This window comes from Mumia zhuanghuii, assembly GCF_042681565.1.
Taxonomy (GTDB): Bacteria; Actinomycetota; Actinomycetes; order Propionibacteriales; family Nocardioidaceae; genus Mumia.
In genome coordinates this window covers 835401-857166 of record NZ_JBHUFT010000008.1, presented here as the reverse complement: position 1 = coordinate 857166, position 21766 = coordinate 835401, and the positions used below count along the sequence as shown (strand labels likewise).

The window sequence follows — 21766 nt, the reverse complement described above, 5'->3', positions numbered from 1 at the left end:
TGGTCGAGCTAGTCGTCCTCACCTTGGAATACGACCTCGCGCTTCTTGCGCAGCGACGGCAGCAGTGCAGCCACGACGATGACCAGCGCAATTGCCAGCAGCGTGGCCGAGATGGGGCGGGTGACGAACACTGACGCATCTCCTCGGGAGATGATCATGGCCCGTCGAAGGTTCTCCTCCAGAAGGGGTCCTAGGACAAAGCCCAGCAGAAGCGGCGCCGCCTCGCAGCCCCAGCGGATCAGGAAGTAGCCCAACAGCCCGGCCGCCGCGACGGCGAAGACATCCCATGAATTGAGGCCCAAGGAATAGCAACCGATCGACGCGAAGGCGACGATCGCCGGGAAGAGGACGCTGTAGGGCACGCTCAGCATCCGCACCCACAGCCCGATCAGCGGCAGATTCAACATCACCAGCAGGAGGTTGCCGATCCAGAAGGATGCGATCAGGCCCCAGAACAGCTCGGGCTCGTCGTTGATGACGTTGGGACCGGGGGTGATGCCTTGGATGATGAAGGCGCCGACCAGCAACGCCATCACCGGGTGTGCCGGCAGCCCCAGGGTCAGCAACGGGATGAACGACGTCTGCGCAGCCGCGTTATTGGCCGACTCCGGTGCCGCCACCCCCTCGATGGCTCCCCTGCCGAACTCCTGCGGCGTCTTCGAAATCCGCTTCTCGAGCGAGTAAGACGTGAAGCTGGCCAAAACGTGGCCGCCGCCGGGCAGCACACCGAGCAGGGAGCCCATCGTAGTCCCGCGCAGGACGGGCATCCGGATGCGCCGGAAGTCCTCCTTGGTGAGCCACAGGCCCTGGACCTTCTTGGTCACCAGGGTCGCGCTGTGCCGCTGCTCGAGGTTGCGGATGATCTCCGCGATGCCGAACAGGCCTACGGCGAGTGAGACGAAGTCCAGCCCGCCGTACAGCTCGCGAACGCCGAACGCGAAGCGCGGGACTCCAGTGAACTGATCCTGTCCGATGGTGCCGAGCAGCAGACCCAGCACGATCATGGCGAGCGCTTTGACGGCCGACCCGCTCGCCAGGGCGATCGAGGCAAGCAGGCCCAAGACGACGATGGAGAAGTAGTCCGCCGGTCCGAACTTGAGTGCTGCCGAGGCCAACGGTGGGGCGAAGAGCGCCACCAGCACGGTGGCAACGGTGCCGGCGAAGAACGACCCCAGCGCCGCGGTCGCCAGAGCCGGCCCGGCCCGGCCCTGCTTAGCCATCTGGTGACCGTCGAGGGCCGTCACCACCGAGGACGACTCCCCTGGCAGGTTGAGCAGGATTGCCGTGGTCGAGCCACCGTACTGGGCGCCGTAGTAGATGCCGGCCAGCATGATGAGCGAGGCCACCGGATCAAACGAGAACGTGATCGGCAGCAGCAGCGCCACCGTCGCGGTCGGCCCGATGCCCGGGAGCACGCCCACAGCAGTGCCCAGAGTGACGCCAAGCAGGCAGATCAGGATGTTGGAGGGCTGAAGAGCGACCTCCAACCCCAAGAGGATCCCGTCCATGTCAGCCCCCCAGCCAATCGCCCAGGATCGGCAGCCGCAGCTGGAGCAGCACGACGAACACAACCAGGCACAACGCCGTCAGACCGATGGCAATGACCGCGGCCCGGACGGGCCGGGTGTCGTGACCGGCCAAGGCGGCCAAAAAGGTCGTTACCAACAGGCTGGGACCGAGCCCCAGTCCACCCACGGTGAAACCGAAGAACATGACCGCTCCGAGGAGCAGCCCCATGCGCTGCCACGGGATGGGCCCGCGATCGGCGTTGGCGACGGTCGGGTCGACACCGCGGAACGACGCCAGCACGATAACGGCTCCGAGCAGGGCCAGGATGCTCCCGAGGACGAGTGGGACGTAGCCCGAGCCCATCCGCAGGGCGCTGCCGATGTCGTACCGCGACCCGCCGATGGCGAACGCGAGGCCGAGGACGACGAACGTGCCCCCCGCCATCAGGTCCGGAAGAGACGGTCCGGAGCGCTCCTCACCCAGACGCCCGGCGGAGTCGCCGGGCGCCGCAGGCTCGGTGCTCATCCGACCGTGACCCCGGAGGCCTCGATGATCGGGGTCCACAGATCGAGCTGCTCCTCGAGCTTGGCGGTGTGTGCCTCAGGCGTCACCTGGTCCTCGGCCACCGGGGCGGTGCCCAGGTCGGCGAAGCTGTCGATGACGTTCTGGTCGGCCAGCGCAACCTTTAGCGCAGCGGTGAGCTCCTCGACGACCTCGTCCGGGGTCTCCGAGGGGACGTAGAGCCCGTGGAAGGAAGCGACCTCGACGCCATCAAGACCGGCCTCGGCGGTGGTGGGCAGGTCGGGAAGAGCATCGATCCGCTCGGGTGTGGTCACCGCGTAGCCCTTGATCTCACCGGACTGGAGCTGCGCGACCGTGTTGACGCTCTGGTCACACATGAAGTCGACCTGGCCGCCGATGAGGTCGGTCAGGGCCGGACCGGTTCCGTCGTAGGGCACCTCGGTGAGGTCGACCCCGACGGCCTGCTCGATGAGCAGTCCGCACAGCTGCGAGGCAGCACCCACGCCTGCGTTGGCGATGGTCACCGTGTCCACGTTCTCCTCGACGTAGGCCAGGAGCTCCTCGAGCGTCTCGGGCTCGAAGTCAGAGCGGGCCACGATTGTCATAGGCAGCTCGGTGATCAGGCCCACGGTCTTGAAGTCTTCCAGGGGGTTGAAGTCGAGGTCAGGGTAGAGGGCCGGCGCGGTGGACATGCCGATGTGGTGGATGAGCACCTGGTAGCCGTCGCCGTCCTCGCCGGCGACCTGCCCCGCGGCGACGGTGCCGCCAGCACCCTCGACGTTCTGTACGACGATCTGCTGGCCCAGCTCCTCCGCCATTGGCTCGGCGATCAGCCGGGTCACGGTGTCGGTCGGTCCGCCCGCGGAGAACGGCACCACGAAGGTGATATCGGACTCCGGGTAAGCTGCGGGGTCGGCATCTCCGCCACCGCAGGCAGCCAAGGACAAGACGGCAACGCAGGCCATCGAAATGGGGTGGATTCGTCTACGCATGCTGCTGCTCCTTGGGCCGGCTTGCACCTTATAAGATGCATGTGACGCTCACCATAGAAGTGACGGCGACCACAACGCAAGCGCCAGGTTATAAGAAGCATTGTGTCATGCTCGTTCCTGTGGCCACGTACACCTTTACGAGCAAGGCGGACGTCGCCTATGCCCAGATCCGCCAGCAGATCCTGGACGGTTCGCTCGAGGCGGGGTCCCCCCTGGCTCAGTACGAGCTTGCTGCCTCGATGGGAATCAGCATCACCCCCCTACGCGAGGCCATCCGTCGCCTGAGCGGTGAGGGACTCGTCCTCCTCGAGGGACATCGCAACGCACGCGTGGCGATGATGGACTTCGCCGAGGCCCGCCAGCTGTTCGAGACGCGGCAAGCACTGGAGCCCGCCGCCGTGGCGCTTGCTGCCTTGCGTCGCACCGATGCCGACATCACGCGCATGAACGCTGCACTCGAGAACCTGCTCCCCGTCACGCGACAGTGGGGCGAAGTGGCGCTCGCAGCGCACCGCGAGGTCCACGAAGCCCTCTACACCGCCTCACACAACACCGTCATGGTGCGCATGCTCAACGACCTGTGGGACAAGTCGGATCGCTACCGCCGAGCCGGCCTCGAACTACCGCCCGGCGGCGAGCCGCGCACCCGTGACTTCAAAGAGCACCACCGAATGGTGGCAATGGTCGCCGATCGGGATCCCGAAGCAGCACAAGGGCTCATGTGCTCCCACATCGCCAACAGCCTCACCGCTGCTGCCCTCGAGGCGAACGAGCCCCGACCGGACGTCCCAGCCAGGCCCTAACCCGGCCCGAATGACCGCAATGGCCCGAGAGGTGGCCGCCGAGTCGCGGCACCGGATCGGTCCTCAACGCGGGACAGCAGTACGCGCCTCCTCCAGGAGCTCTCCGTGCTCATCGGCGAGCGAGACGAGCGCTCCGACACCGTCACGATCAGCGACTACGGCTGCGTCATTGCAGCGGTCGACTCGTCGAGTCCCTGTGATGCCACCTGAGCGGATCCGCACGCTCGGGTCCGGGACGGGACTTGTGCTGCTCAGGAGTGCGCCCCCGATCGTGACCTCACTCCGACCCTGGACAGTCAGAAGGCAGCCCTCAGGACCCTTCTGAGACCCGTTCTTCGCAGCCACACCCACGACGATTGTCGCGGCCGCACCGCCGCTGACGCCGCTCCCCTACTCGCCTCCTGCCGCGACGGTCAGTGGTCGCCCAGCTCAGCGGAGGACGATGGGCACCCGCGCCCAGCCACCGACGGGCGGGGTCTCGCGCACTGCGGGACGATCCGTCGCCAGTTCGATCGTGGCGGTGCGGCCGAGAAGTTCTTCTAGGAGCACCCGAAGCTCCATGAGTGTCAACGCTCGGCCGGGACACACGTGCGGCCCGGTCCCGAACACAAGGTTCGCGGCAGCGTTAGAGGTGGGGTCGAATCGATCGGGGTCGCCGAACACTCGGGGATCCCGGTTCGCCGCAGTCCAGTTCAACAGGACCGGCTCACCCCGCGCGATCGTTGTGTCGCCCAGTTCGGTGGTCCGGGTCGTGACACGGCGGTTGGACACGAATGGGTCGTCGATGCGAAGGATTTCTTCGATCGCGGCGGTGAGCTCTGCTACGGCGCCGGCTTCCACGAGGGTGCGCATCTCATGCTGGACCTGCTGCCTGGCGGCCAGGAAGTGAACGATCACACCGACCGAGGTGGCCAATGATCCGAGGTCGCCTGCTGTCCAGTTCCGCAAGATCGAGACGATCTCTTCGTCCGTCAGCGGCCGACCGTCCACCGAGTCCTCCAGCAGCTCACCGGTGACATCTGCGGCCGGCCTGCCCCGGCGCTCGTCGAGAAGTTGCCGGATGATGTGGTCGAACCGTTCAGCAACATCCCGCATGCGCTCGCGGCTGCCTGATCGAGTCGCGGCGTGGTTGTCACCGATCCAGGCGACCAGCTGGTCCTCCAGGTCGCGGGGCCAGCCGAGCCAGGTCGACTGTGAGCGCACCGCGTAGGGGATGCCGATGCTGGCGATGGTCTTGACTGTGATTCCGCGAGGCAGGGCGTCGATGATCGCGGCCGCGTGACGCCGGCACTGGGTTTCTTCGACCGCAACTCGCTCGTCGGTGAGGTAGCGGTCGACGACGCTGCGGTAGGCGGCGTGCTCGAGACCGTCGAGACTGTTGGGGATGGCACGCCTGGTGGTGACTCTGCTGGAGAAGGTCCCAGGGTCGGTGGCAGCGGCGACGACCTCGGCGTGGCGCAGCACCACCCAGCGGTTGTCCTCGCGAGCCACCGGGCAATCCTCGCGGAGAGCGTCGTAGCTGGACCTTTGGTCCTCCCAGCTCTCGCCGGTGTCGATCTCTGTCGGGTCTCCCATTGGTCTGCCTCCGGACCGAGTCAGTTTCCCGGCACGCCGTGCAGGGCGACGGTCAGCAGTACCACTGCATCTTCAAGGGCCTCCAAGTCGTGGCGCGCGGGCGGGATCACGAGGTGGTCGCCCGCGCTGCCGTCCCATGTGTCCTCACCGGCGTGCAGCCTGACCGAGCCGCGAAGTACCTGCAGCGTGGCCTCACCCGGGCTCTCGTGCTCGCCGAGACGGCGACCCGCGACGAGCGCGATCAGGGTTTGGCGCAGCGCGCGGCCCTGCCCGCCGTACACGGTGTGCGCGCTGCGACCGGCGCTGTGCTCGTGCGCGGTAGCGAGGTGTTCCTCAGCGAGGGCGGTCAGAGAGGTGTCGTTCATGTGGATCTCCATCATCGTGTGCGCGGCAGTTGCACTTGCTCGTGCGGCGACGCCGGCGTCGGAGCAGAAGCCCGACCGGGAGCGCTTGAGGCAAACCAGGCCAAGGAGGGTGTGGTCGGCATCGATCACAGCCAGTCGGCGCATCTTGTGGCGGATCAGCCTCGCCTGAACGAGAGCGGCTGGGGCTTCCGGGGGCACGGTTCGGCCAGGCAGAACCGCCCAGCGGAGCGCGGGCTCGTGGCCGGATCCTGCAGGGGGCAGGTCCGTGCGAACCAACGTTCCACAGAGCTTGTCGCCGTGGGTCAAGAGCACCATGTGCACATGGTCGTCGGCCATGACGGCTCGGGCGTCGTCGACCGAGGCTCGGGCAGGCAACGTCTTGGGGGTGCTGATCATGACGTCAACAGCCTGGTGGACGCGGCGCGAAGGCCAATCAGCCTCCTCGGGCTCAAGCTCGCCAGGGCGGTGGCCGATGGCACTCAGCCGACTCATTTCGAGATCCGGTCCCAGCCTCGTCGGGGCGCATGGCTACCGAGCGTGGCGTCGTCTCGGGTGCGGTAAACGATGTAGGGGCGGGTGAGGTACCCGACCGGGGCGCTGAACACGTGCACCAGCCGGGTGAAGGGCCACAGCGCGAACAGTCCGAAGGCCGTCAGGGCGTGCAGCTGGAAGCCGATGGGCGCTTCGGCCATGAGTTCGGCGTCGGGCTGGAACGCGAGGAACGAGCGGTACCAGACGGAGACTCCCTCGCGGTAGTTGTACTCCCCGCCGATGGTGAAGATGGATCCGGCGATCGTGTTCCACATGCCCAGCGCGATCACGACGGCCAGGAAGAGGTACATCACCTTGTCCATCACCGTTGTCGCGGAGAAGACGGGTCCCACCGTGCGTCGGCGGTAGATCAGGATGACCATCCCGACCAAAGCAAGGACGCCGGCGATCAGGCCGCCGACGACGGCGACGTAGTGGTAGAGGTGGTCGTCGATGCCGACTGCGGCGGTCCACGACCGTGGCACCAGCAGGCCGATGACGTGGCCGCCGACGACGCCGAGCATCCCGAAGTGGAACAGCGGGCTTCCGATGCGCAGCAGCCGGTCCTCGTAGAGCTGCGAGGACCGTGTGGTCCAGCCGAACTTGTCGTAGCGGTAGCGCCAGAAGTGGCCGACCACGAACGTCGCAAGGCACAGGTAGGGCACGATCACCCACAGAAAGACATCCATCAGCGTGCTCCTCGGGTGGTCGGTGCGCGGAAGGCCGGCATCGGCAGCGAGACCGGTCCGTCGGGTCGGGCCGGGCCCGGATCGAAGGCGGGAGTCTCGTACGGCGTGAGGCCGACCTCCTCGTCGGGCGGCCCCTCGGCCGCGAGCCGTCGTACGGCGTCCCACTCGTCGCCCTGCAGCGGCGGCAGCGTGGCGGTGACCGCCTCAACGGCGCCGGCCCAGCGAGAGCCGGAATCGCCGAGCGCGATGCGCAGCAGCTCGAGACCGGCCCGGTGGTCGAGCAGCAGCTGGCGACCCTGCTCGTGGTCGATGGTGGCGGCGTACTCCAGCACGACGCACAGGTGGTCGGGCAGCTCGGTGTCGGTCAGTTCGAAGCCGGATGCGAGATAGGTCTGCTTGAACCGGAGCAACGCCATCCCGCGCTTGCGAGTGTCGCCGTGGGCGAAGTAGGTGAGGAACAGGTTGTGCCGACGCCGGGTGTCGAAGGTCTCGACGTAGTCGCTCTCCAGCTCGGTCAGCGGCACCCCTTCGAGGCTGGTGACGCAGGCCCGCAGCGGCTCCCCCACCCGGTCGGGAAGCTCGTGCGAGGCCCCTCGGACCAGGTCGAGCCGGCCAAGGAGCTCTTCGTCGGGGTAGCCGAGCAGCAGGGACGTCGCCTGCCAGGCGACGGTTTGCTCTCGGGGGCCTAGCCCGGTTCGACTGCGGGTTCTCATCGGTGGTCAGCCCCTCCGGTGAGACCAGCACTGCCGCCGGGACCCGTTGCCCCGTCACTTCCCGTGTCCGGCGGCGAGGTGTCCGGGTCAGGCTCCGGTCCGTCGGGTCCGGGCGGGAACAGGCCGCTGGGTGCGCCCTTGCCGTCCCAGTTGAGCAGGTTCACCCGGGCGGTCTTGTCGGCCGGCGAGGCGACCGTGTCGGCGGTCTGCCGGTCCTGGAGCATCTGGAAGTTCTCCACGGCGATCGGCACCGGGGAGCCTGAGCCCTCACCGAAGAGGCCCTGCTGTCCGCCGCCGTACTGGGAGACCGAGCACTCGGTGCCCAACTCCTCCAGGGAGTGCGCCTGCTCGGCGTGCGCCGGGGGGATCACGTAGCGCTCGTCGTACTTGGCGATGGCGAGTAGGCGGTACATGTCGTACATCTCCTCCTCGGTCATCCCGACGGCCGCCGGGATCGAGGCGTCGGACTCGCGACCCATGTTGATGTCACGCATGTAGGAGCGCATGGCGGCCAGCTTCTTCAGCACCCCGTCGACGGGAGCGACGTCGCCGGCGGTGAAGAGCTCGGCGAGGTACTCGATCGGGATCCGGAGCGCGTCGATGGCGGCGAACAGGTTGCCTTTGTCCTCGGCGTCGTAGCCGGTGTCCTTGACCACGTCGACGACCGGCGAGAGCGGTGGGATGTACCAGACCATCGGCATCGTGCGGTACTCCGGGTGCAGCGGCAGTGCCACCTTGAACCGGCTGATCAGCGCGTAGATCGGCGACCGCTGGGCGGCCTGCACCCAGTCCCGCGGGATCCCGGCCCTCTCGGCCTCCCGCTGGACCTCGGGGTCGTTGGGATCGAGGAAGACCTCGCGCTGAGCCTCGTAGAGCCCGTGCTCGTCGGTCGTGGTCGCTGCCTCGAGCACCTTGTCGGCGTCGTAGAGCATCAGGCCGATGTAGCGCAGCCGACCGACGCAGGTCTCGGCGCAGACGGTGGGCAGGCCGACCTCGATCCGCGGGAAGCAGAACGTGCACTTCTCGGCCTTGCCGGTCTTGTGGTTGAAGTAGATCTTCTTGTACGGGCAGCCGGAGATGCACATGCGCCAGCCGCGGCAGCGGTCCTGGTCGACGAGGACGATGCCGTCCTCCTCTCGTTTGTAGATCGCTCCGCTGGGGCAGGACGCGGCGCACGAGGGGTTGAGGCAGTGCTCGCAGATCCGTGGCAGGTAGAACATGAAGGTCTGCTCGAACTCGAACTTCACCTTGTCGGCGATCTTCTTGAGCATCGGGTCGTGCTCGAGCGTCGCCGCGGAGCCGCCGAGGTTGTCGTCCCAGTTCGACGACCAGGTGATCTTCATGTCCTTGCCGGTGAGCAGGGACTTGGGCCGGGCGACCGGTGTGTGCTCCTGGGCCGGGGCGTCGGTCAGCGTGGCGTAGTCGTAGGTCCAGGGCTCGTAGTAGTCCTGGATCGAGGGCATCTTCGGGTTGGAGAAGATCGTGGCGAGCTTCTTGAACCGCCCGCCGGCCTTCAGCTTGAGCCGGCCGCGCTTGTTGAGCTCCCAGCCGCCCTTCCACCGCTCCTGGTCCTCGTAGGTGCGGGGATAGCCCTGCCCGGGCCGGGTCTCGACGTTGTTGAACCAGACGTACTCGGTGCCGGTGCGGTTGGTCCACGCCTGCTTGCACGTGACCGAGCAGGTGTGGCAGCCGATGCACTTGTCGAGGTTCATCACCATCGCCATCTGCGCCATGACCTTCATCAGTAGGTCACCTCCTGGTTGCGCTTGCGGATGACAGTGACCTCGTCGCGCTGGTTGCCTGTGGGGCCGAGGTAGTTGAACGCGAATGCCAGCTGGGCGTAACCACCAATGACGTGGCTGGGCTTGACCAGGATCCGGGTCAGCGAGTTGTGGACGCCGCCCCGCTTCCCCGACGTTTCCGCGATGGGTACGTCGATCAACCGGTCCTGGGCGTGGTGCATGTAGACGGTCCCTTCGGGCATGCGGTGGGAGACGATCGCGCGGGCGACGACGACGCCGTTACGGTTGACCGCCTCGATCCAGTCGTTGTCGACGACGCCGACCTTGGCGGCGTCCTGATCGCTCATCCAGATCGTCTGGCCACCGCGGGAGAGCGAAAGCATGAACAGGTTGTCCTGGTACTCCGAGTGGATCGACCACTTGTTGTGCGGTGTCAGGTAACGGACCGTGACCCCCAGCTCGCCGACGTCGCCAATCTCCGGCTCGCTGAACAGCGCACCCATGTTGAGCGGTGGCCGGTAGACCGGCAGGCCCTCGCCAAGCTCGGTCATCCAGTCGTGGTCGAGGTAGAAGTGCTGGCGCCCGGTCAGCGTGTGCCATGGCTTGAGGCGCTCGACGTTGATCGTGAACGGCGAGTAGCGCCGCCCGCCGGTCTCCGACCCGGACCACTCCGGTGAGGTGATCACCGGCACCGGCGCGGCGACCGTGTCGGCGAAGGTGATCTGCTTGCCCTCGTGCTCGGCGGCCAGGTCGTGCAGCAGGTGGCCGGTGCGCTTCTCAAGGGTCTTGAAGCCCTGGGTGGCCAGGTGGCCGTTGGTGGTTCCCGACAGGGCCAGGATCGCCTCGCAGGCGTGCACATCCTTGACCAGGGAGGGACGACCGTCGGCCGCGCCACCGCGGACGGCTCCGTTCTTGTGGAGCAGGTAGTCGACCGATTTCGTGACGTCGTAGGTGACGCCCTTGGTGGTGGTGCCGAGCTTCTCGAGCAGCGGCCCGAGGGCCTGCATCTTGTCGCCGACCGCGGTGTAGTCGCGCTCGACCTCGACGATCTTGGGCATCGTGACGCCAGGAATCGGCTCGCACTCGCCGTGCTTCCAGTCGCGTACCACGCCGTGCGGGTTGGCCATCGCGTCAGGGGTGTCGTGCAGCAGCGGGACCGCGACGACGTCCGTGCGAGTGTCGAGGCGCCCGGCCGCGAGCTCGCTGAACTTGGTCGCGATCGTCTGCCAGGCGTCCCAGTCGGTGCGGGTCTGCCAAGGCGGCGCGATCGCGGGGTTGAACGAGTGGATGAACGGGTGCATGTCGGTGGTGTTGAGGTCGTGCTTCTCGTACCACGTGGCCGCCGGCAGCACGACGTCGCTGAAGATCGTCGTGCTGGTCTGGCGGAAGTCGAGGGTAAGCAGCAGGTCGAGCTTGCCCTCAGGAGCGCCGTCGTGCCACTCCACCTCCTGCGGCCGCTGGCCCTCCGAGGCCTCGCCGGCTCGCAGTGAGCTGTCGGTGCCGAGGAGGTGCTTGAGGAAGTACTCGTTGCCCTTGCCCGACGAACCGAGCAGGTTGGCTCGCCAGATCGCGAGCACCCTCGGGAAGTTCTCGGGCGAGTCCGGGTCTTCGGCGGCGAACCGCAGGTCGCCGGACTTGAGCTGGTCGACGACATGCTCGGCGACCGGCCGCTCGGCTGCGGCCGCCTCGTCGGCGACGTCGAGCGGGTTGCGGTTGAACGTCGGGTAGGACGGCATCCAGCCCATGCGCGCGCTCTTGGCGATCACGTCGGCGGTGCTCATCCCGGCCAGCAGTCCGCTGCCGGTCTTGGCGGCGACGGTGTCGGCGCCGAAGGTGTCGTAGCGGAACTGGTCGGTGTGGAGGTACCAGTAGGCGGTGTGGATCATCTGCCGCGGCGGACGGTTCCAGTCGAGGCCGAAGGCGAGTTGGGCCCAGCCGGTCACCGGGCGGCACTTCTCCTGGCCGACGTAGTGCGCCCAGCCGCCGCCGTTGACGCCCTGGCAGCCGGTGAGCGTGGTCAGCCCGAGGAAGCCGCGGTAGATCGTGTCGGAGTGGAACCAGTGGTTGGTGCCGGCGCCCATCAGGATCATCGAGCGACCCTTGGAGTCCTCGGCGTTCTGTGCGAACTCGCGGGCGATCCGAGCGGCGGCCGAGGCGGGGACGTTGGTGATCGACTCCTGCCACGCGGGCGTGTAGGGCGCCGTCGCGTCGTCGTAGGACGTGGCGTAGCCGGCGAGGCCGTCGCGGCCCACGCCGTACTGGGCGAGCATCAGGTCGAAGACGGTGGTGACCAGGCGGTCGCCGATGCGGCGCACCGGGACGTCACGTGGCAGCGAGCCAGGTGTCCCGTCGACGTCGTCGAAGCGCGGCAACTCGAGCGAGACGGTCTCGCAGCCGGGCTCCAGCACGCTCAGCCGCGGGTCGACGTCTCCGAGGTCGAGGTTCCACTTGCCGACGCCGGCATCTCCGTAGCGGTCGCCGAGAGAGCCGTTGGGCACCACCGGCTGGTTGGTCCGGGCGTCGAGGAGGACGGTCTTGAAATGCGCGTTCTCCTCGGCGGCGTGCGCGGGCAGGTCGGCGGCGGTAAGGAACTTGCCAGCCCGGTAGGTGCCCGCCGCGTCGGCCACTTCGTCGAGGGAGACGAGGTAGGGCAGGTCGGTGAACTTCTTCGTGTAGTCGGTGAAGTAGGGCGTCTGCCGGTCGACAAAGAACTCCTTGAGGATGACGTGGCCCATCGACATCGCCAGGGCGCCGTCGGTGCCGGGGGCGATGGCCAGCCACTCGTCGGCGAACTTCACGTTGTCGGCGTAGTCAGGCGCGACCACGACGACCTTCTGGCCGCGGTAGCGGGCCTCGGCCATCCAGTGCGCGTCGGGCGTGCGGGTGACCGGGACGTTGGAGCCCCACATGATCAGATAACCCGCGTCCCACCAGTCTCCAGACTCCGGGACGTCCGTCTGGTCACCGAAGACCTGAGGAGAGGCCACCGGCAGGTCGGCATACCAGTCGTAGAAGCTCAGCATCGACCCGCCGACCAATGACGTGAACCGCGCGCCGGAGGCGTGCGAGACCATCGACATCGCCGGGATCGGCGAGAAGCCGGCGACCCGGTCGGGGCCCCACTTCTGGATCGTGTGCACGTAGGCGGCGGCGACCATCTCGGTGGCCTCGTCCCAGGTGGCCCGGACCAGGCCGCCCTTGCCGCGGGCGGACTTGTAGGCCTTGGCGCGCTGGGGGTTATCGACGATGTGCGCCCAGGCCTTGACGGGGTCGCCGCCGTGCTGGGACTTGGCCTCGCGGTACATCTGGAGCAGCACGCCGCGGACGTAGGGGTAGCGCACCCGCGTGGGCGAATAGGTGTACCAGGAGAACGCCGCACCACGGGGACAACCACGGGGCTCGTACTCCGGGGAGTCCGGCCCGACCGAGGGGTAGTCGGTCTGCTGGGTCTCCCAGGTGATGATCCCGTCCTTGACGTAGACCTTCCACGAGCACGACCCCGTGCAGTTCACGCCGTGGGTCGAACGCACGACCTTGTCGTGGCTCCAGCGGTCCCGGTAGAACGAGTCCGCGTCCCGGCCGCCGGTCTTGACCAGCGCTCGTAGGTCGTCGGAGACCGTCCCCCTGGTGAAGTAGCGTCGGCTGCGTACCAGCGCATCACTGAGCCCTCCGTCCATACCGATCTCGCGACCGTTCCGAGCGTCGGGGTGGGTCTCATTGCTCACGTCTCGTCCTTACGGTGGGGGCTGCTGATTCTGTCGTGGTTCTGTGCGTCGTCACTGAGGTGCAGGCGTCGCTGGGACTGTGTGCTCGTTGGTGGCTCCGTGGGTGCGTGCTGTGCGTCGGACGAGCGTCAGGGTCAGGACCAAAGTCAGTGCCGCGGTGATCGAGAGCAGCCAGAGGCCGATCGCGTAGGAGTCGGTGCGGCCATAGACGTAGCCCATGAGCAGCGGCGGCACGAAGCCGCCGAGACCGCCTGCGGCGCCCACCAGTCCGGTCACGCCGCCGACCCGCGACGGGTCGGTCACCTGGGCGATCAGAGCGAACGTCGCCCCGCTTCCGCTGCCCAGCGCCGCGGCCATGGCGAGGAAGACCACCGTGCCGACACCGTCGAGCGGCGGCGTGCCGGCCGAGACCGCGGCACAGACGACCACCACGCCGTAGCCGGTCGCGAGCACCGGGATGGAGCCGAACCGGTCGGAGAGCCAGCCGCCGACCGGGCGCATGATCACGGCGACCACGACGAAGCCGGCCATCCGGTTCGCGGCGTCTGCCGGTGTCAGCCCATGGGCGGTCTTGAGGTAGGCGGGCAGGTACACCGAGAACGCGACGTACCCGCCGAAGGCGACGGCGTACAGCACGCAGGCCTGCCAGGAGATGGGCAGCTTGGCGTTGGCCGCGAGTCGGCTGGCCAGCGAGGTGGTGGGGGTGGTTCGGCCGGGTGCGTCGCGCAGGACCAGCCATGCGGCGACCGCGTAGAGGGCCAAGACGCCCGCGGTGATCAAGAACGGCGCCTTGGAACTCACGTTGTTGAACAGCTTGACCGTGGTCAAGGCGCTGATCGCGGTGCCGCCCATGCCGGCGCCGAAGATTCCGATCGCCAGGCCCCGGCGCTCAGGGGGAAACCAGGAGTTCACGAACGGCACTCCGACTGCGAACGCGGTGCCGGCTATGCCCAGGAAGAATCCGCCCACCAACAGCAGCGCGTAGGAGTCGAGCGCGAAAAAGGCGATGAACAGGATGGGAACGATCGTCACGCCCGAGATGATCGGGAACATCACCCGGCCGCCGAGCCGGTCGGTCAGCGCGCCAACCACGATCCGGCCCAGCGAGCCCACGATCACAGGCACCGCGACCAACAGGGCCACGTCGGACTCGCTGAGCGAGCCGAGGGCGCCGGTGTCGCGGAACAATGGTCCGAGCGGGCTGATCAGCGCCCAGGCCCAGAAGTTGACCGCAAAGCCCAGAGTGGCCATCGCGAGCATCAGCCACGGCGAACCAACGCCCTCGCGGACACGGTCGGCATGGGCGGGTGTTGTCATCGTCGTCGTCCTCCCGAGATCGTCTCGATCTCCACCATGGTCGATGTTGTTCTCAATGCCGCCAGGGACACTCTCATGCATTGGCACGAACCAGGTTGAGCCGCCATGCCTCAGGGCCCCGTTCGGTATAGGCCACTGAGAAGATCCCTGGCCAGCGCTGGTTCACCTGGTCCAACAGCGGGAGTGGGTCGTGGGGAGCGATCAGCGTCAGGCCGTTGCCCGGCTGGACCGACTCCAATGCCCCGAAGATCGTTGCGTGCCGGATCGCATGCGGGACGGGCCGCACATCGAGTTCGGGGTACCCGGGGCCGTCGACCTCACCGCACGAGCAGGTGTGGCCACCGCAGCCGCTGTCGAGGTCGAGCGCATCAGTGCTCGAGGTCTCTGCCGCATCGCCGAGGAGTTGATGCATGCCACCGAGCAGGTCATGCAGCGAGACCTCGGGGGTCGCGGCCAGCAGCGTTACCACCAGGTCGTTCTCCTTGGTCAGGTGGGAGTCGAAGACCGCACGCAGCGCCGTGGCCGTCGCGGCGGCACGCAACAGGTCGTCCGAGTCGGCTACCTCGCGCAACAGCCCAGAGAGGACCTGGTGCTCACCGAGCATCGCCTCGACCAGCAGGTGCCCCTCGACCGTCGCGTGCGCGGCCGGGTACATCGCCTGCTCCTCGGCCAGGGCATGGGGCATCAGTTCGTGCCGGCCCCAGTCCACCAGGTCCCGGCGAGCCTCTTCGGCCGCGGAGGCATCGCATCGGGTGGCGGCCGTCAACAGCGCCTCGGTGCGCAGGCTCAGGGCGCCGGCCAGGGCGGCGTGGTGTTGCTTGATCGCCTCGGCGGCGTGGGCGTCGGCCTCGCTCGAGGCGATGACGAGTTCGGACATGTTCGTGTCTCCTTCAGTGGCCTGGTTTGGCAACCTCGACATAATTTTATTACACTGCACTCCGTGGAAAATAATGGGCCTCTCCCGTCGAGACCGGCACCGGGCTACGGACCCCGACCTGGCGCTGGACGAGAGCGTGCGCCGCTGTCCAGGTCGCGGGCCGCGCTCTTGGAGACGCTGCGGTCCCAAACCGAGCCCACGACGCTCGCGGCGCTCGTCGCCATCTCCAGGCTGCATGCCAACACGGTCCGCGAACACCTCGACGCACTGGTGCGCCAGGGTCTCGCCCACCGCTATCCGGCGGAGCCGGACGGCCGCGGCCGTCCGGCCTGGCTGTACGAGGCCACGGGCAGCGACGCCGCCGCCGACCATGAGTACGCGGGGCTCGCTGCGGCGCTGGCGGCGTCGATCCATTCGACTAGCACCTCACCGTCCGACGACGCGCTCGCCGCCGGACGGGAGTGGGGGCACGAGCTCGCACGCGAGCGGGGCGGCGGACCGTCCCCGAGTGCGGTTGCGGCTAGGCGTGAGGTGGTCTCCCTGCTCGACGAGATCGGCTTCGGGCCGCAGGCCGACGCCCGCAGCTCGGTGGTTCGGCTCACCCGCTGCCCGCTGCTGGAGGCGGCCCACAAGTATCCCGATGTCGTCTGCGGCGTGCACCTCGGGCTCGCCCAGGGCGCGCTGGAGGAGTACGGCGCGGACCCCGAGGGCACCGACCTGCTGCCGTTCGCTGAGCCCGGCGCGTGCCGCTTGCACCTGATGCGACGGAACAGATGAGCACCGCCACCAGCCGCCCTCGCAGCAGAAGTAGTTCCCCCGGGTTCCCAAGCGCCGCCAGCGCTCCCCGGGTTCGGGCCTCGCTGGTGACCCGGGCGGCATTGCTGGCTTCCGCCGGGATCGCCCTGCTAGCCGGGCTGGACGCCGCCCTGATGCTCCTCGATCTTCCCGCGCCGGTGCAGATCGACCGGCTGCCCGTGGTACACGGCATGCTGATGGTCCTCGGTTTCGTGGGCACCCTGATCGCCCTGGAGCGTGCAGTCGCGCTGCGGCGCTCCCTTGGCGTCGTCGCCCCCGCCCTGCTCGGCCTCGGCGCCCTGGTGCTGCTTTCACCAGCGCCGCTCGTGGTCGGGCAAGGTCTGCTCGCAGCTGGCTCCGCCGCGCTGGTCGGTCTGTACCTGCCGCTGTGGCGTCGTCAGCGCGACGACGCGGTCCTGGTCCAGGCCCTCGGGGCGGTGCTCGCCCTCGGGTCTGCGGTGCTGTGGCTGGGCGGCGCCGCTCTACCGGTCCTGGCACCGTGGCTGGTCGGGTTCGTCGTGCTGACCATCGCCGGTGAGCGGCTCGAGCTGGCCCGGATCGCGATGGGCCCCTGGGCGGGCAGCATGCTGGTGCTCCTCGCTTCCGGGCTGGTGACCGCGGTGATGGCGGCGTTGCTGTGGCCGCGTCCGGGCACGGCCCTGCTCGGGGCCGGACTGATCGCCCTGACCGGCTGGCTCGCCGCTCACGACGTCGCTCGACGCACCATCCACACTGCGGGCCTGACCCGTTACATGGCCGGCTGCATGCTGGCCGGGTACTGCTGGCTGGGCGTCGCCGGCGCCATTTGGCTGCTCGGCGGTCCGGCCCTGGAGGGCGTGCGCTACGACGCCGTCCTGCACGCGGTGTTCCTTGGGTTCACGCTGTCGATGGTCATGGCCCACGCCCCGGTGATCCTCCCCGCGGTGCTGCGCCGGCCGCTGCCCTACCACCCGGCACTGATCGTGCCAGCCACGCTTCTGCACGCCTCGCTGGTGTTGCGGCTCTGGGTGGGCGACGCCCTTGGCAGCCACGGCGCCTGGGTCACCGGGGGGGTCCTCAACATCGTGGCCGTGCTGTCGTTCCTCGCCGTCGCTATCGGATGCACGGTCCGCGGCGGACGGAGCCCGGCGGGAGCAGCGGTCATGAGCAGGCCGTGGTGACCAAGCGGGGCAGCCGTGGCTTCTGGCCACTGCGCGACCTGCCGGTGCTGGCCTGGTTGGCGGCCACCGTGGTGGTCGCAGTCGTGCACCCGTTCGTGCCCGCGCCGCGCTGGCTGATGATCCACCTGCTCATGCTCGGCGCGGTCAGCCACGCCATCCTCGTCTGGAGCAGATACTTCACCGACGCCCTGCTGCACTCCGCGGACGACGACCGCCGCGGCCAGAACCGTCGGCTGATGCTGCTCAACGGCGGCGTGATCCTCGTGGTGGCTGGCGTCCCCTCGGGTGTGTGGCCGCTCACCTTGCTTGGTGCGTCCGCCGTCGGCTCCGCGGCCCTCTGGCACGGCTGGACGATCCTGCGCCAGCTGCGTGCCGCGCTGCCTGCCAGGTTCGGGCCCTCGGTGCGGTACTACGTGGCGGCCGCGTGCTCCCTGCCGGTCGGCGCCGGCCTCGGCACCGCACTCGCTCGCGGCTTCGACGACCCCTGGCACACTCGGCTGGTCGTCGCGCACGCGGCGGTGAACCTGCTTGGCTGGGTCGGCCTCACCGTGGTGGGCACGCTGATCACCTTGTGGCCGACCATGCTGCGCACCCGGATCGCCGAGGGCGCCGAGCGGGCATCGTCGCGAGCGCTCCCCGTGCTGGTGGGCTCGGTGCTCCTCACCGCTGGTGGTGCCGCCCTCGGCCAGCGTGCGGTCATCGCGCTCGGGATCGCCGGATACCTCACCGGGTTGCTCCTGACCGCACCCGCGTTCGTCGACGCGCTGCGCCGCAAGCCGCCGACCGCGTTCCCGGCCTGGTCGGTCCTGGCCGGGCTGACCTGGCTGCTAGGGACCATGGTCACCCTCGCGGTGGGCATCGGTGCCGCCTCCTCCTGGCAGCGCGTCGATGAGGTGTTCGACTGGGCGACGCCATTCCTGGCCGCGGGCTTCGCAGCCCAGGTACTGCTCGGCGCCCTCTCCTACCTTGTCCCGGTCGCCCTCGGCGGAGGCCCGACGCCCGTCCGGGCCGCCAACGCCGTCCTCGACCGGGGCGCACCCCTACGGCTGGTGATGACCAACGCCGGCCTGCTTCTCTGCGCCCTTCCGGTGCCCAGCACCGTCCGGGTGCTCGCCTCGATCCTCGTCCTGGGTGCGCTGGCCTCCACGCTGCCGCTGCTGCTCCTGGCCGTGAAGGCATCTCGCCGCGCGAAGGTCGACCCGGCTTCTGCCGGGGCTGGCTCTCGAGTGCCTCAGGGTCGGCCGAGCGGCCAGAGGTCAGGCCTCGCTGCGACCGGACTCGCCGCCGTGGCGATAGCCGTCGCCGTGGGCGTGGCGGTCGACCCGGCCGCCATTGGCGCCGGGGACGCCGTCTCCGCCGCGGCCGGTGCCGCCGCCACCGGCGAGACCACAACCGTGAAGGTCGAGGCCCGCGACATGCGCTTCACCCCCGACACCATCTCGGTCCCGGCCGGCAACCGACTGGTGGTCGTGCTGACCAACACCGACGACGAGGACGTCCACGACCTGGTCCTCGACAGCGGCGCAAACAGCGGTCGGCTCTCCCCCGGCCAGACCAAACGCGTTGACGTCGGCGTGGTCGGTCGCGACCTCGACGGATGGTGCTCCGTCATCGGTCACCAGCAGATGGGCATGGTCCTCACCGTCCATGTCTCCGGCACCGCACCCTCCGCGCCGGCGGCGACGTCCGAGGGTCACGCCTCCGGCCAGCACGGTCCCGGCGGTATGCACAGCGACGACGATTCCCCTGCGCCAGACGACGACCCGGAAGCGCAGCCCACGCCGGCCACGGAGAAACTGGACTTGATGGCCGATCCGTCACCGGGCTGGGCGGCACGCGACGCCGCGTTGCCGGCATTGTCGAAGAGCCGGGTACACCGGCGCACGTTCGTGGTCCGCGACGTCGAGGTCGAGGTGGCGCCGGGGGTCACCCAACGTCTGTGGACCTACGACGGGACCTCCCCCGGCCCGGTGCTGCACGGGCGGGTTGGCGACTGGTTCGAGATCACCCTGACCAATGACGGGTCGGTCGGTCACTCGATCGACTTCCACGCCGGCGCACTCGCCCCGCAGCGTCCGATGCGCACCATCGCACCCGGTGGGTCCCTGACCTACCGGTTCCGGGCCACCCGCGCGGGGGTGTGGATGTACCACTGCTCGACGATGCCAATGTCGGCACACATCGCCAACGGTCTCTTCGGCGCGGTCGTGATCGAGCCACGGGACCTGCCGCGTGTCGATCGCAGCTACTTGCTGGTGCAGTCCGAGCTCTACCTCGGCGACCAAGGCGGGGAGGTCGATGTTGCCAAGCTCGCGGCCGAGGAACCTGACCTGGTCGTGTTCAACGGCTTCGCCAACCAGTACGACCACGCACCCCTGAGCGCCCAGGTCGGGGAGCGGGTCAGGGTGTGGGTCTTGGACGCTGGCCCCAACCGGCCGATCTCGTTCCATGTGGTCGGCGGCCAGTTCGACACCACGTACGCCGAAGGCGACTACCTGCTGGACCGGCGCGATGACGGCGACGGAGGTGCGCAGGCACTCAGCCTGGGGCCTGCCCAGGGTGGCTTCGTCGAGCTCACCTTCCCCGAGCCCGGAACCTACCCGTTCGTGTCGCACGTCATGGTCGACGCCGAACGCGGCGCCCACGGCACCTTCGAAGTGACCCGATGACATCGCCGCCGCCCCTCGATTCCGGCCAAGCCGGCCGGAGGCACCTACGGGCCGGCCCGGGACTTGTGTTTGAGCATGGCCGACCAGAGCCACGACCCGCAGATGAGGAGCAGTGAACGATGAGCACCTTGGCCCGAGATAAGTCCCGCCAGATGCGCGCGGCACGTGCCGCCGAACTGGCTCGCAAGACGCGCCAGCGCAAGGTCGCCAAGATCGTGGGCATCCTGGTCATCCTTGGCCTGATGGCCGCGATCGCCATCGCCGTAGGCCGATCCCTAGCCAGCGACGACAGCGGAGACGTCACTGGGAAGGTCGTAGTCCCCGCCAACGTCGAGACAGGCGCCTTCTCGGTTGGTGACACCGACGCCCCGGTGACTCTCGACCTGTATTACGACTACATGTGCCCGGCCTGCGGTGCATTCGAGTCCACAAACGCCGGGGACCTCTCCCGCCTCATTGACCAGGGCACGATTCGTGTCAACCTGCATGTGATGGCTTTCCTCGACGAGCAGTCGCAGGGAACCGAGTACTCCACCCGCGCCGGTAATGCGTACGCGGCGGTTGTCGACGCCGCTCCGGACAGGGTATGGGCTTTCCACAATGGCCTGTACGCCAACCAACCGCACGAGGGGACCGAAGGCCTCAACGACGACCAGATCGCGAGCATCGCCCTCCGTGCAGGCGTCCCCGCGGACGTGGTGGAGAACTTCACCGAAGGCGTTCACCGTGGCTGGGTCGCGCAGAGCACCCAGGAGGCCTTCGACGCCGGCGTCACTAGCACGCCGACCGTGAAGCTCAATGGGGACATGTTCACAGGCGACTGGTCCGCCCCCGATGAGCTGACCAAGGCCATCGAGACCGCCGCGGCTTCTGGCCTTAGGTGATGACCGCTACCGTCCTGGTCGATCGGACGCGCCGCAGCGGCGCCGCCATCTGGGTGGTGATGCTGCTGTCGTCGATCGTCAGCCTCGTCGCCTCGTTCGTGCTCGCCGTCGAAGCGATCACTCTCGCCGAGAACCCGAGCGCCGAACTTGGCTGCGACATCAACGCAGTCCTCAGCTGCGGCACCGTCGCGTCGTCGTGGCAAGCCTCAGTGTTCGGCTTCCCCAACGCCTTTCTCGGGCTGATCGCGGAACCAGTCGTCATCACGATCGCGGTCGCCGCCCTGTCCGGCGTGAGGTTCAAACGCTGGTTCATGCTCGCCGCCCAGCTCTTCTACACCCTCGGTCTCGCGCTGGCGTACTGGCTGTTCTACCAGGCGATGTTCAACATCGGTGCCCTGTGCCCGTGGTGCCTGCTGATCACGGTCGCCACCACGCTCGTCTTCTTCGAGATGACGCGTGTCAACATCCGCGACAACAACCTGTACCTGCCCCCTCGGATACAGCAAACCTTGTCTTCTGCGGTGCAGTGGAACCTCGACGTGATGGTCGTCATCGCTTGGCTGTTGGCTCTCGTTCTCCTGATCGTCGTGAAGTACGGCAACGCATTGTTCTCCTGAGTGCCCGTCTCCCTCGCCGTGGCACGCCGACGTCCTCACCGGCGCCGGGATGTGCAGGTCGACCTCGGCCACCCCGACGCCGCCACCCTCGTCGAAGGCGCCGCAGCGCTCGTCGAGCGCAGCGGCCACACCCTGGCCGGCTGGCAGGTCGCGCGACGCAGCGACGCACTGAAGTCGGTGCGCGGCGCGTCGTCCCAGTCGTGGGCGATGAGCCCGAACGGCTCAGGTGCCATGCTCGCGACGGTCGTCAGGACAGCAGCCACCTGACCGCGGAGCCGCCA

At 68.3% G+C, this 21766-nt stretch carries 17 protein-coding genes and 2 pseudogenes; 7 read left to right on the top strand and 12 right to left on the bottom strand.

The features are described from left to right. Nucleotides 1-8: 8 nt before the first annotated feature. Genes ACFSDF_RS12535 through ACFSDF_RS12525 form a run of 3 tightly spaced genes read right to left on the bottom strand, consistent with a single transcriptional unit; the run spans nt 9 to nt 3023 of the window. A complete protein-coding gene (locus ACFSDF_RS12535) occupies nt 9-1508 on the bottom strand; it encodes a tripartite tricarboxylate transporter permease (RefSeq protein ID WP_377157720.1) in 1500 nt (499 codons plus the stop codon). A gap of 1 nt (nt 1509) precedes the next feature. After that, nucleotides 1510-2034, bottom strand: a complete 525-nt coding sequence (locus ACFSDF_RS12530; protein ID WP_377157718.1) for a tripartite tricarboxylate transporter TctB family protein — start codon at nt 2032-2034, stop codon at nt 1510-1512. Next, the gene (locus ACFSDF_RS12525) at nt 2031-3023 is read right to left on the bottom strand and encodes a tripartite tricarboxylate transporter substrate-binding protein (RefSeq protein ID WP_377157716.1); all 993 of its coding nucleotides are present in this window, start codon (nt 3021-3023) and stop codon (nt 2031-2033) included. Before ACFSDF_RS12525 ends, ACFSDF_RS12530 begins: the two co-directional genes overlap by 4 nt. A 41-nt stretch (nt 3024-3064) precedes the next feature. On the opposite strand from ACFSDF_RS12525, the gene ACFSDF_RS12520 reads away from it, so the two are divergent. Beyond that, nucleotides 3065-3826: a GntR family transcriptional regulator gene (locus ACFSDF_RS12520; protein WP_377157714.1), complete on the top strand. Its 762-nt coding sequence runs from the start codon at nt 3065-3067 to the stop codon at nt 3824-3826. A gap of 429 nt (nt 3827-4255) precedes the next feature. On the opposite strand, the gene ACFSDF_RS12515 is transcribed toward ACFSDF_RS12520, so the two are convergent. The 9 genes and pseudogenes from ACFSDF_RS12515 to ACFSDF_RS12475 form a co-directional block, all read right to left on the bottom strand. After that, nucleotides 4256-5317, bottom strand: a complete 1062-nt coding sequence (locus ACFSDF_RS12515; RefSeq protein ID WP_243843108.1) for a cytochrome P450 — start codon at nt 5315-5317, stop codon at nt 4256-4258. A gap of 104 nt (nt 5318-5421) precedes the next feature. Then, nucleotides 5422-6162 carry a CBS domain-containing protein gene (locus ACFSDF_RS12510; protein WP_243843107.1) on the bottom strand — a complete coding sequence of 247 codons (741 nt, stop codon included), beginning with the start codon at nt 6160-6162 and terminating at the stop codon, nt 5422-5424. Between the two features lie 92 nt (nt 6163-6254). Beyond that, a complete protein-coding gene (narI, locus tag ACFSDF_RS12505) occupies nt 6255-6986 on the bottom strand; it encodes a respiratory nitrate reductase subunit gamma (RefSeq protein ID WP_167008180.1) in 732 nt (243 codons plus the stop codon). Continuing rightward, the gene (gene narJ, locus ACFSDF_RS12500) at nt 6986-7699 is read right to left on the bottom strand and encodes a nitrate reductase molybdenum cofactor assembly chaperone (RefSeq protein WP_167008177.1); all 714 of its coding nucleotides are present in this window, start codon (nt 7697-7699) and stop codon (nt 6986-6988) included. Before narJ ends, narI begins: the two co-directional genes overlap by 1 nt. Beyond that, entirely contained in the window at nt 7696-9441 is a 1746-nt protein-coding gene (gene narH / locus ACFSDF_RS12495; protein WP_377157710.1) for a nitrate reductase subunit beta, read from the bottom strand. The genes narJ and narH overlap by 4 nt, the downstream gene beginning before the upstream one ends. Further along, on the bottom strand, nt 9441-13118 hold the full coding sequence (locus ACFSDF_RS12490) for a nitrate reductase subunit alpha (RefSeq protein ID WP_167252076.1): 3678 nt from the start codon (nt 13116-13118) through the stop codon (nt 9441-9443). Before ACFSDF_RS12490 ends, narH begins: the two co-directional genes overlap by 1 nt. A 99-nt stretch (nt 13119-13217) precedes the next feature. Continuing rightward, nucleotides 13218-14483: an MFS transporter gene (locus ACFSDF_RS12485; protein WP_208322509.1), complete on the bottom strand. Its 1266-nt coding sequence runs from the start codon at nt 14481-14483 to the stop codon at nt 13218-13220. 73 nt (nt 14484-14556) lie between these two features. Then, nucleotides 14557-14820: pseudogene (locus ACFSDF_RS12480) on the bottom strand (DUF2249 domain-containing protein); the annotation flags it as partial. A gap of 132 nt (nt 14821-14952) precedes the next feature. Beyond that, nucleotides 14953-15360: pseudogene (locus ACFSDF_RS12475) on the bottom strand (hemerythrin domain-containing protein); the annotation flags it as partial. 168 nt (nt 15361-15528) lie between these two features. On the opposite strand from ACFSDF_RS12475, the gene ACFSDF_RS12470 reads away from it, so the two are divergent. The 6 genes from ACFSDF_RS12470 (at nt 15529) to ACFSDF_RS12445 (ending at nt 21752) form a co-directional block, all read left to right on the top strand. Then, nucleotides 15529-16137, top strand: a complete 609-nt coding sequence (locus ACFSDF_RS12470; protein ID WP_243843106.1) for a helix-turn-helix transcriptional regulator — start codon at nt 15529-15531, stop codon at nt 16135-16137. 86 nt (nt 16138-16223) lie between these two features. Continuing rightward, entirely contained in the window at nt 16224-17315 is a 1092-nt protein-coding gene (locus ACFSDF_RS12465; RefSeq protein ID WP_208322508.1) for a hypothetical protein, read from the top strand. After that, complete coding sequence (locus ACFSDF_RS12460) at nt 17312-19984, top strand: multicopper oxidase domain-containing protein (RefSeq protein ID WP_243843105.1); 2673 nt, start codon at nt 17312-17314, stop codon at nt 19982-19984. The genes ACFSDF_RS12465 and ACFSDF_RS12460 overlap by 4 nt, the downstream gene beginning before the upstream one ends. A gap of 119 nt (nt 19985-20103) precedes the next feature. Beyond that, a complete protein-coding gene (locus ACFSDF_RS12455; protein ID WP_377157707.1) occupies nt 20104-20868 on the top strand; it encodes a DsbA family protein in 765 nt (254 codons plus the stop codon). After that, nucleotides 20868-21485 carry a vitamin K epoxide reductase family protein gene (locus tag ACFSDF_RS12450; RefSeq protein ID WP_167008160.1) on the top strand — a complete coding sequence of 206 codons (618 nt, stop codon included), beginning with the start codon at nt 20868-20870 and terminating at the stop codon, nt 21483-21485. Before ACFSDF_RS12455 ends, ACFSDF_RS12450 begins: the two co-directional genes overlap by 1 nt. Beyond that, on the top strand, nt 21486-21752 hold the full coding sequence (locus ACFSDF_RS12445) for a hypothetical protein (protein ID WP_377157705.1): 267 nt from the start codon (nt 21486-21488) through the stop codon (nt 21750-21752). Nucleotides 21753-21766: the final 14 nt, after the last annotated feature.

Excerpts from the sequence above, each read along its gene's own strand:
- ACFSDF_RS12490 (WP_167252076.1), bottom strand. The coding sequence starts at position 13,118 with ATGGACGGAGGGCTCAGTGATGCGCTGGTACGCAGCCGACGCTACTTC.
- ACFSDF_RS12485 (WP_208322509.1), bottom strand. The coding sequence starts at position 14,483 with ATGACAACACCCGCCCATGCCGACCGTGTCCGCGAGGGCGTTGGTTCG.
- narJ (WP_167008177.1), bottom strand. The coding sequence starts at position 7,699 with ATGAGAACCCGCAGTCGAACCGGGCTAGGCCCCCGAGAGCAAACCGTC.
- ACFSDF_RS12525 (WP_377157716.1), bottom strand. The coding sequence starts at position 3,023 with ATGCGTAGACGAATCCACCCCATTTCGATGGCCTGCGTTGCCGTCTTG.
- narI (WP_167008180.1), bottom strand. The coding sequence starts at position 6,986 with ATGGATGTCTTTCTGTGGGTGATCGTGCCCTACCTGTGCCTTGCGACG.
- ACFSDF_RS12530 (WP_377157718.1), bottom strand. The coding sequence starts at position 2,034 with ATGAGCACCGAGCCTGCGGCGCCCGGCGACTCCGCCGGGCGTCTGGGT.
- ACFSDF_RS12455 (WP_377157707.1), top strand. The coding sequence starts at position 20,104 with ATGAGCACCTTGGCCCGAGATAAGTCCCGCCAGATGCGCGCGGCACGT.
- ACFSDF_RS12450 (WP_167008160.1), top strand. The coding sequence starts at position 20,868 with ATGACCGCTACCGTCCTGGTCGATCGGACGCGCCGCAGCGGCGCCGCC.
- ACFSDF_RS12535 (WP_377157720.1), bottom strand. The coding sequence starts at position 1,508 with ATGGACGGGATCCTCTTGGGGTTGGAGGTCGCTCTTCAGCCCTCCAAC.
- narH (WP_377157710.1), bottom strand. The coding sequence starts at position 9,441 with ATGAAGGTCATGGCGCAGATGGCGATGGTGATGAACCTCGACAAGTGC.
- ACFSDF_RS12510 (WP_243843107.1), bottom strand. The coding sequence starts at position 6,162 with ATGATCAGCACCCCCAAGACGTTGCCTGCCCGAGCCTCGGTCGACGAC.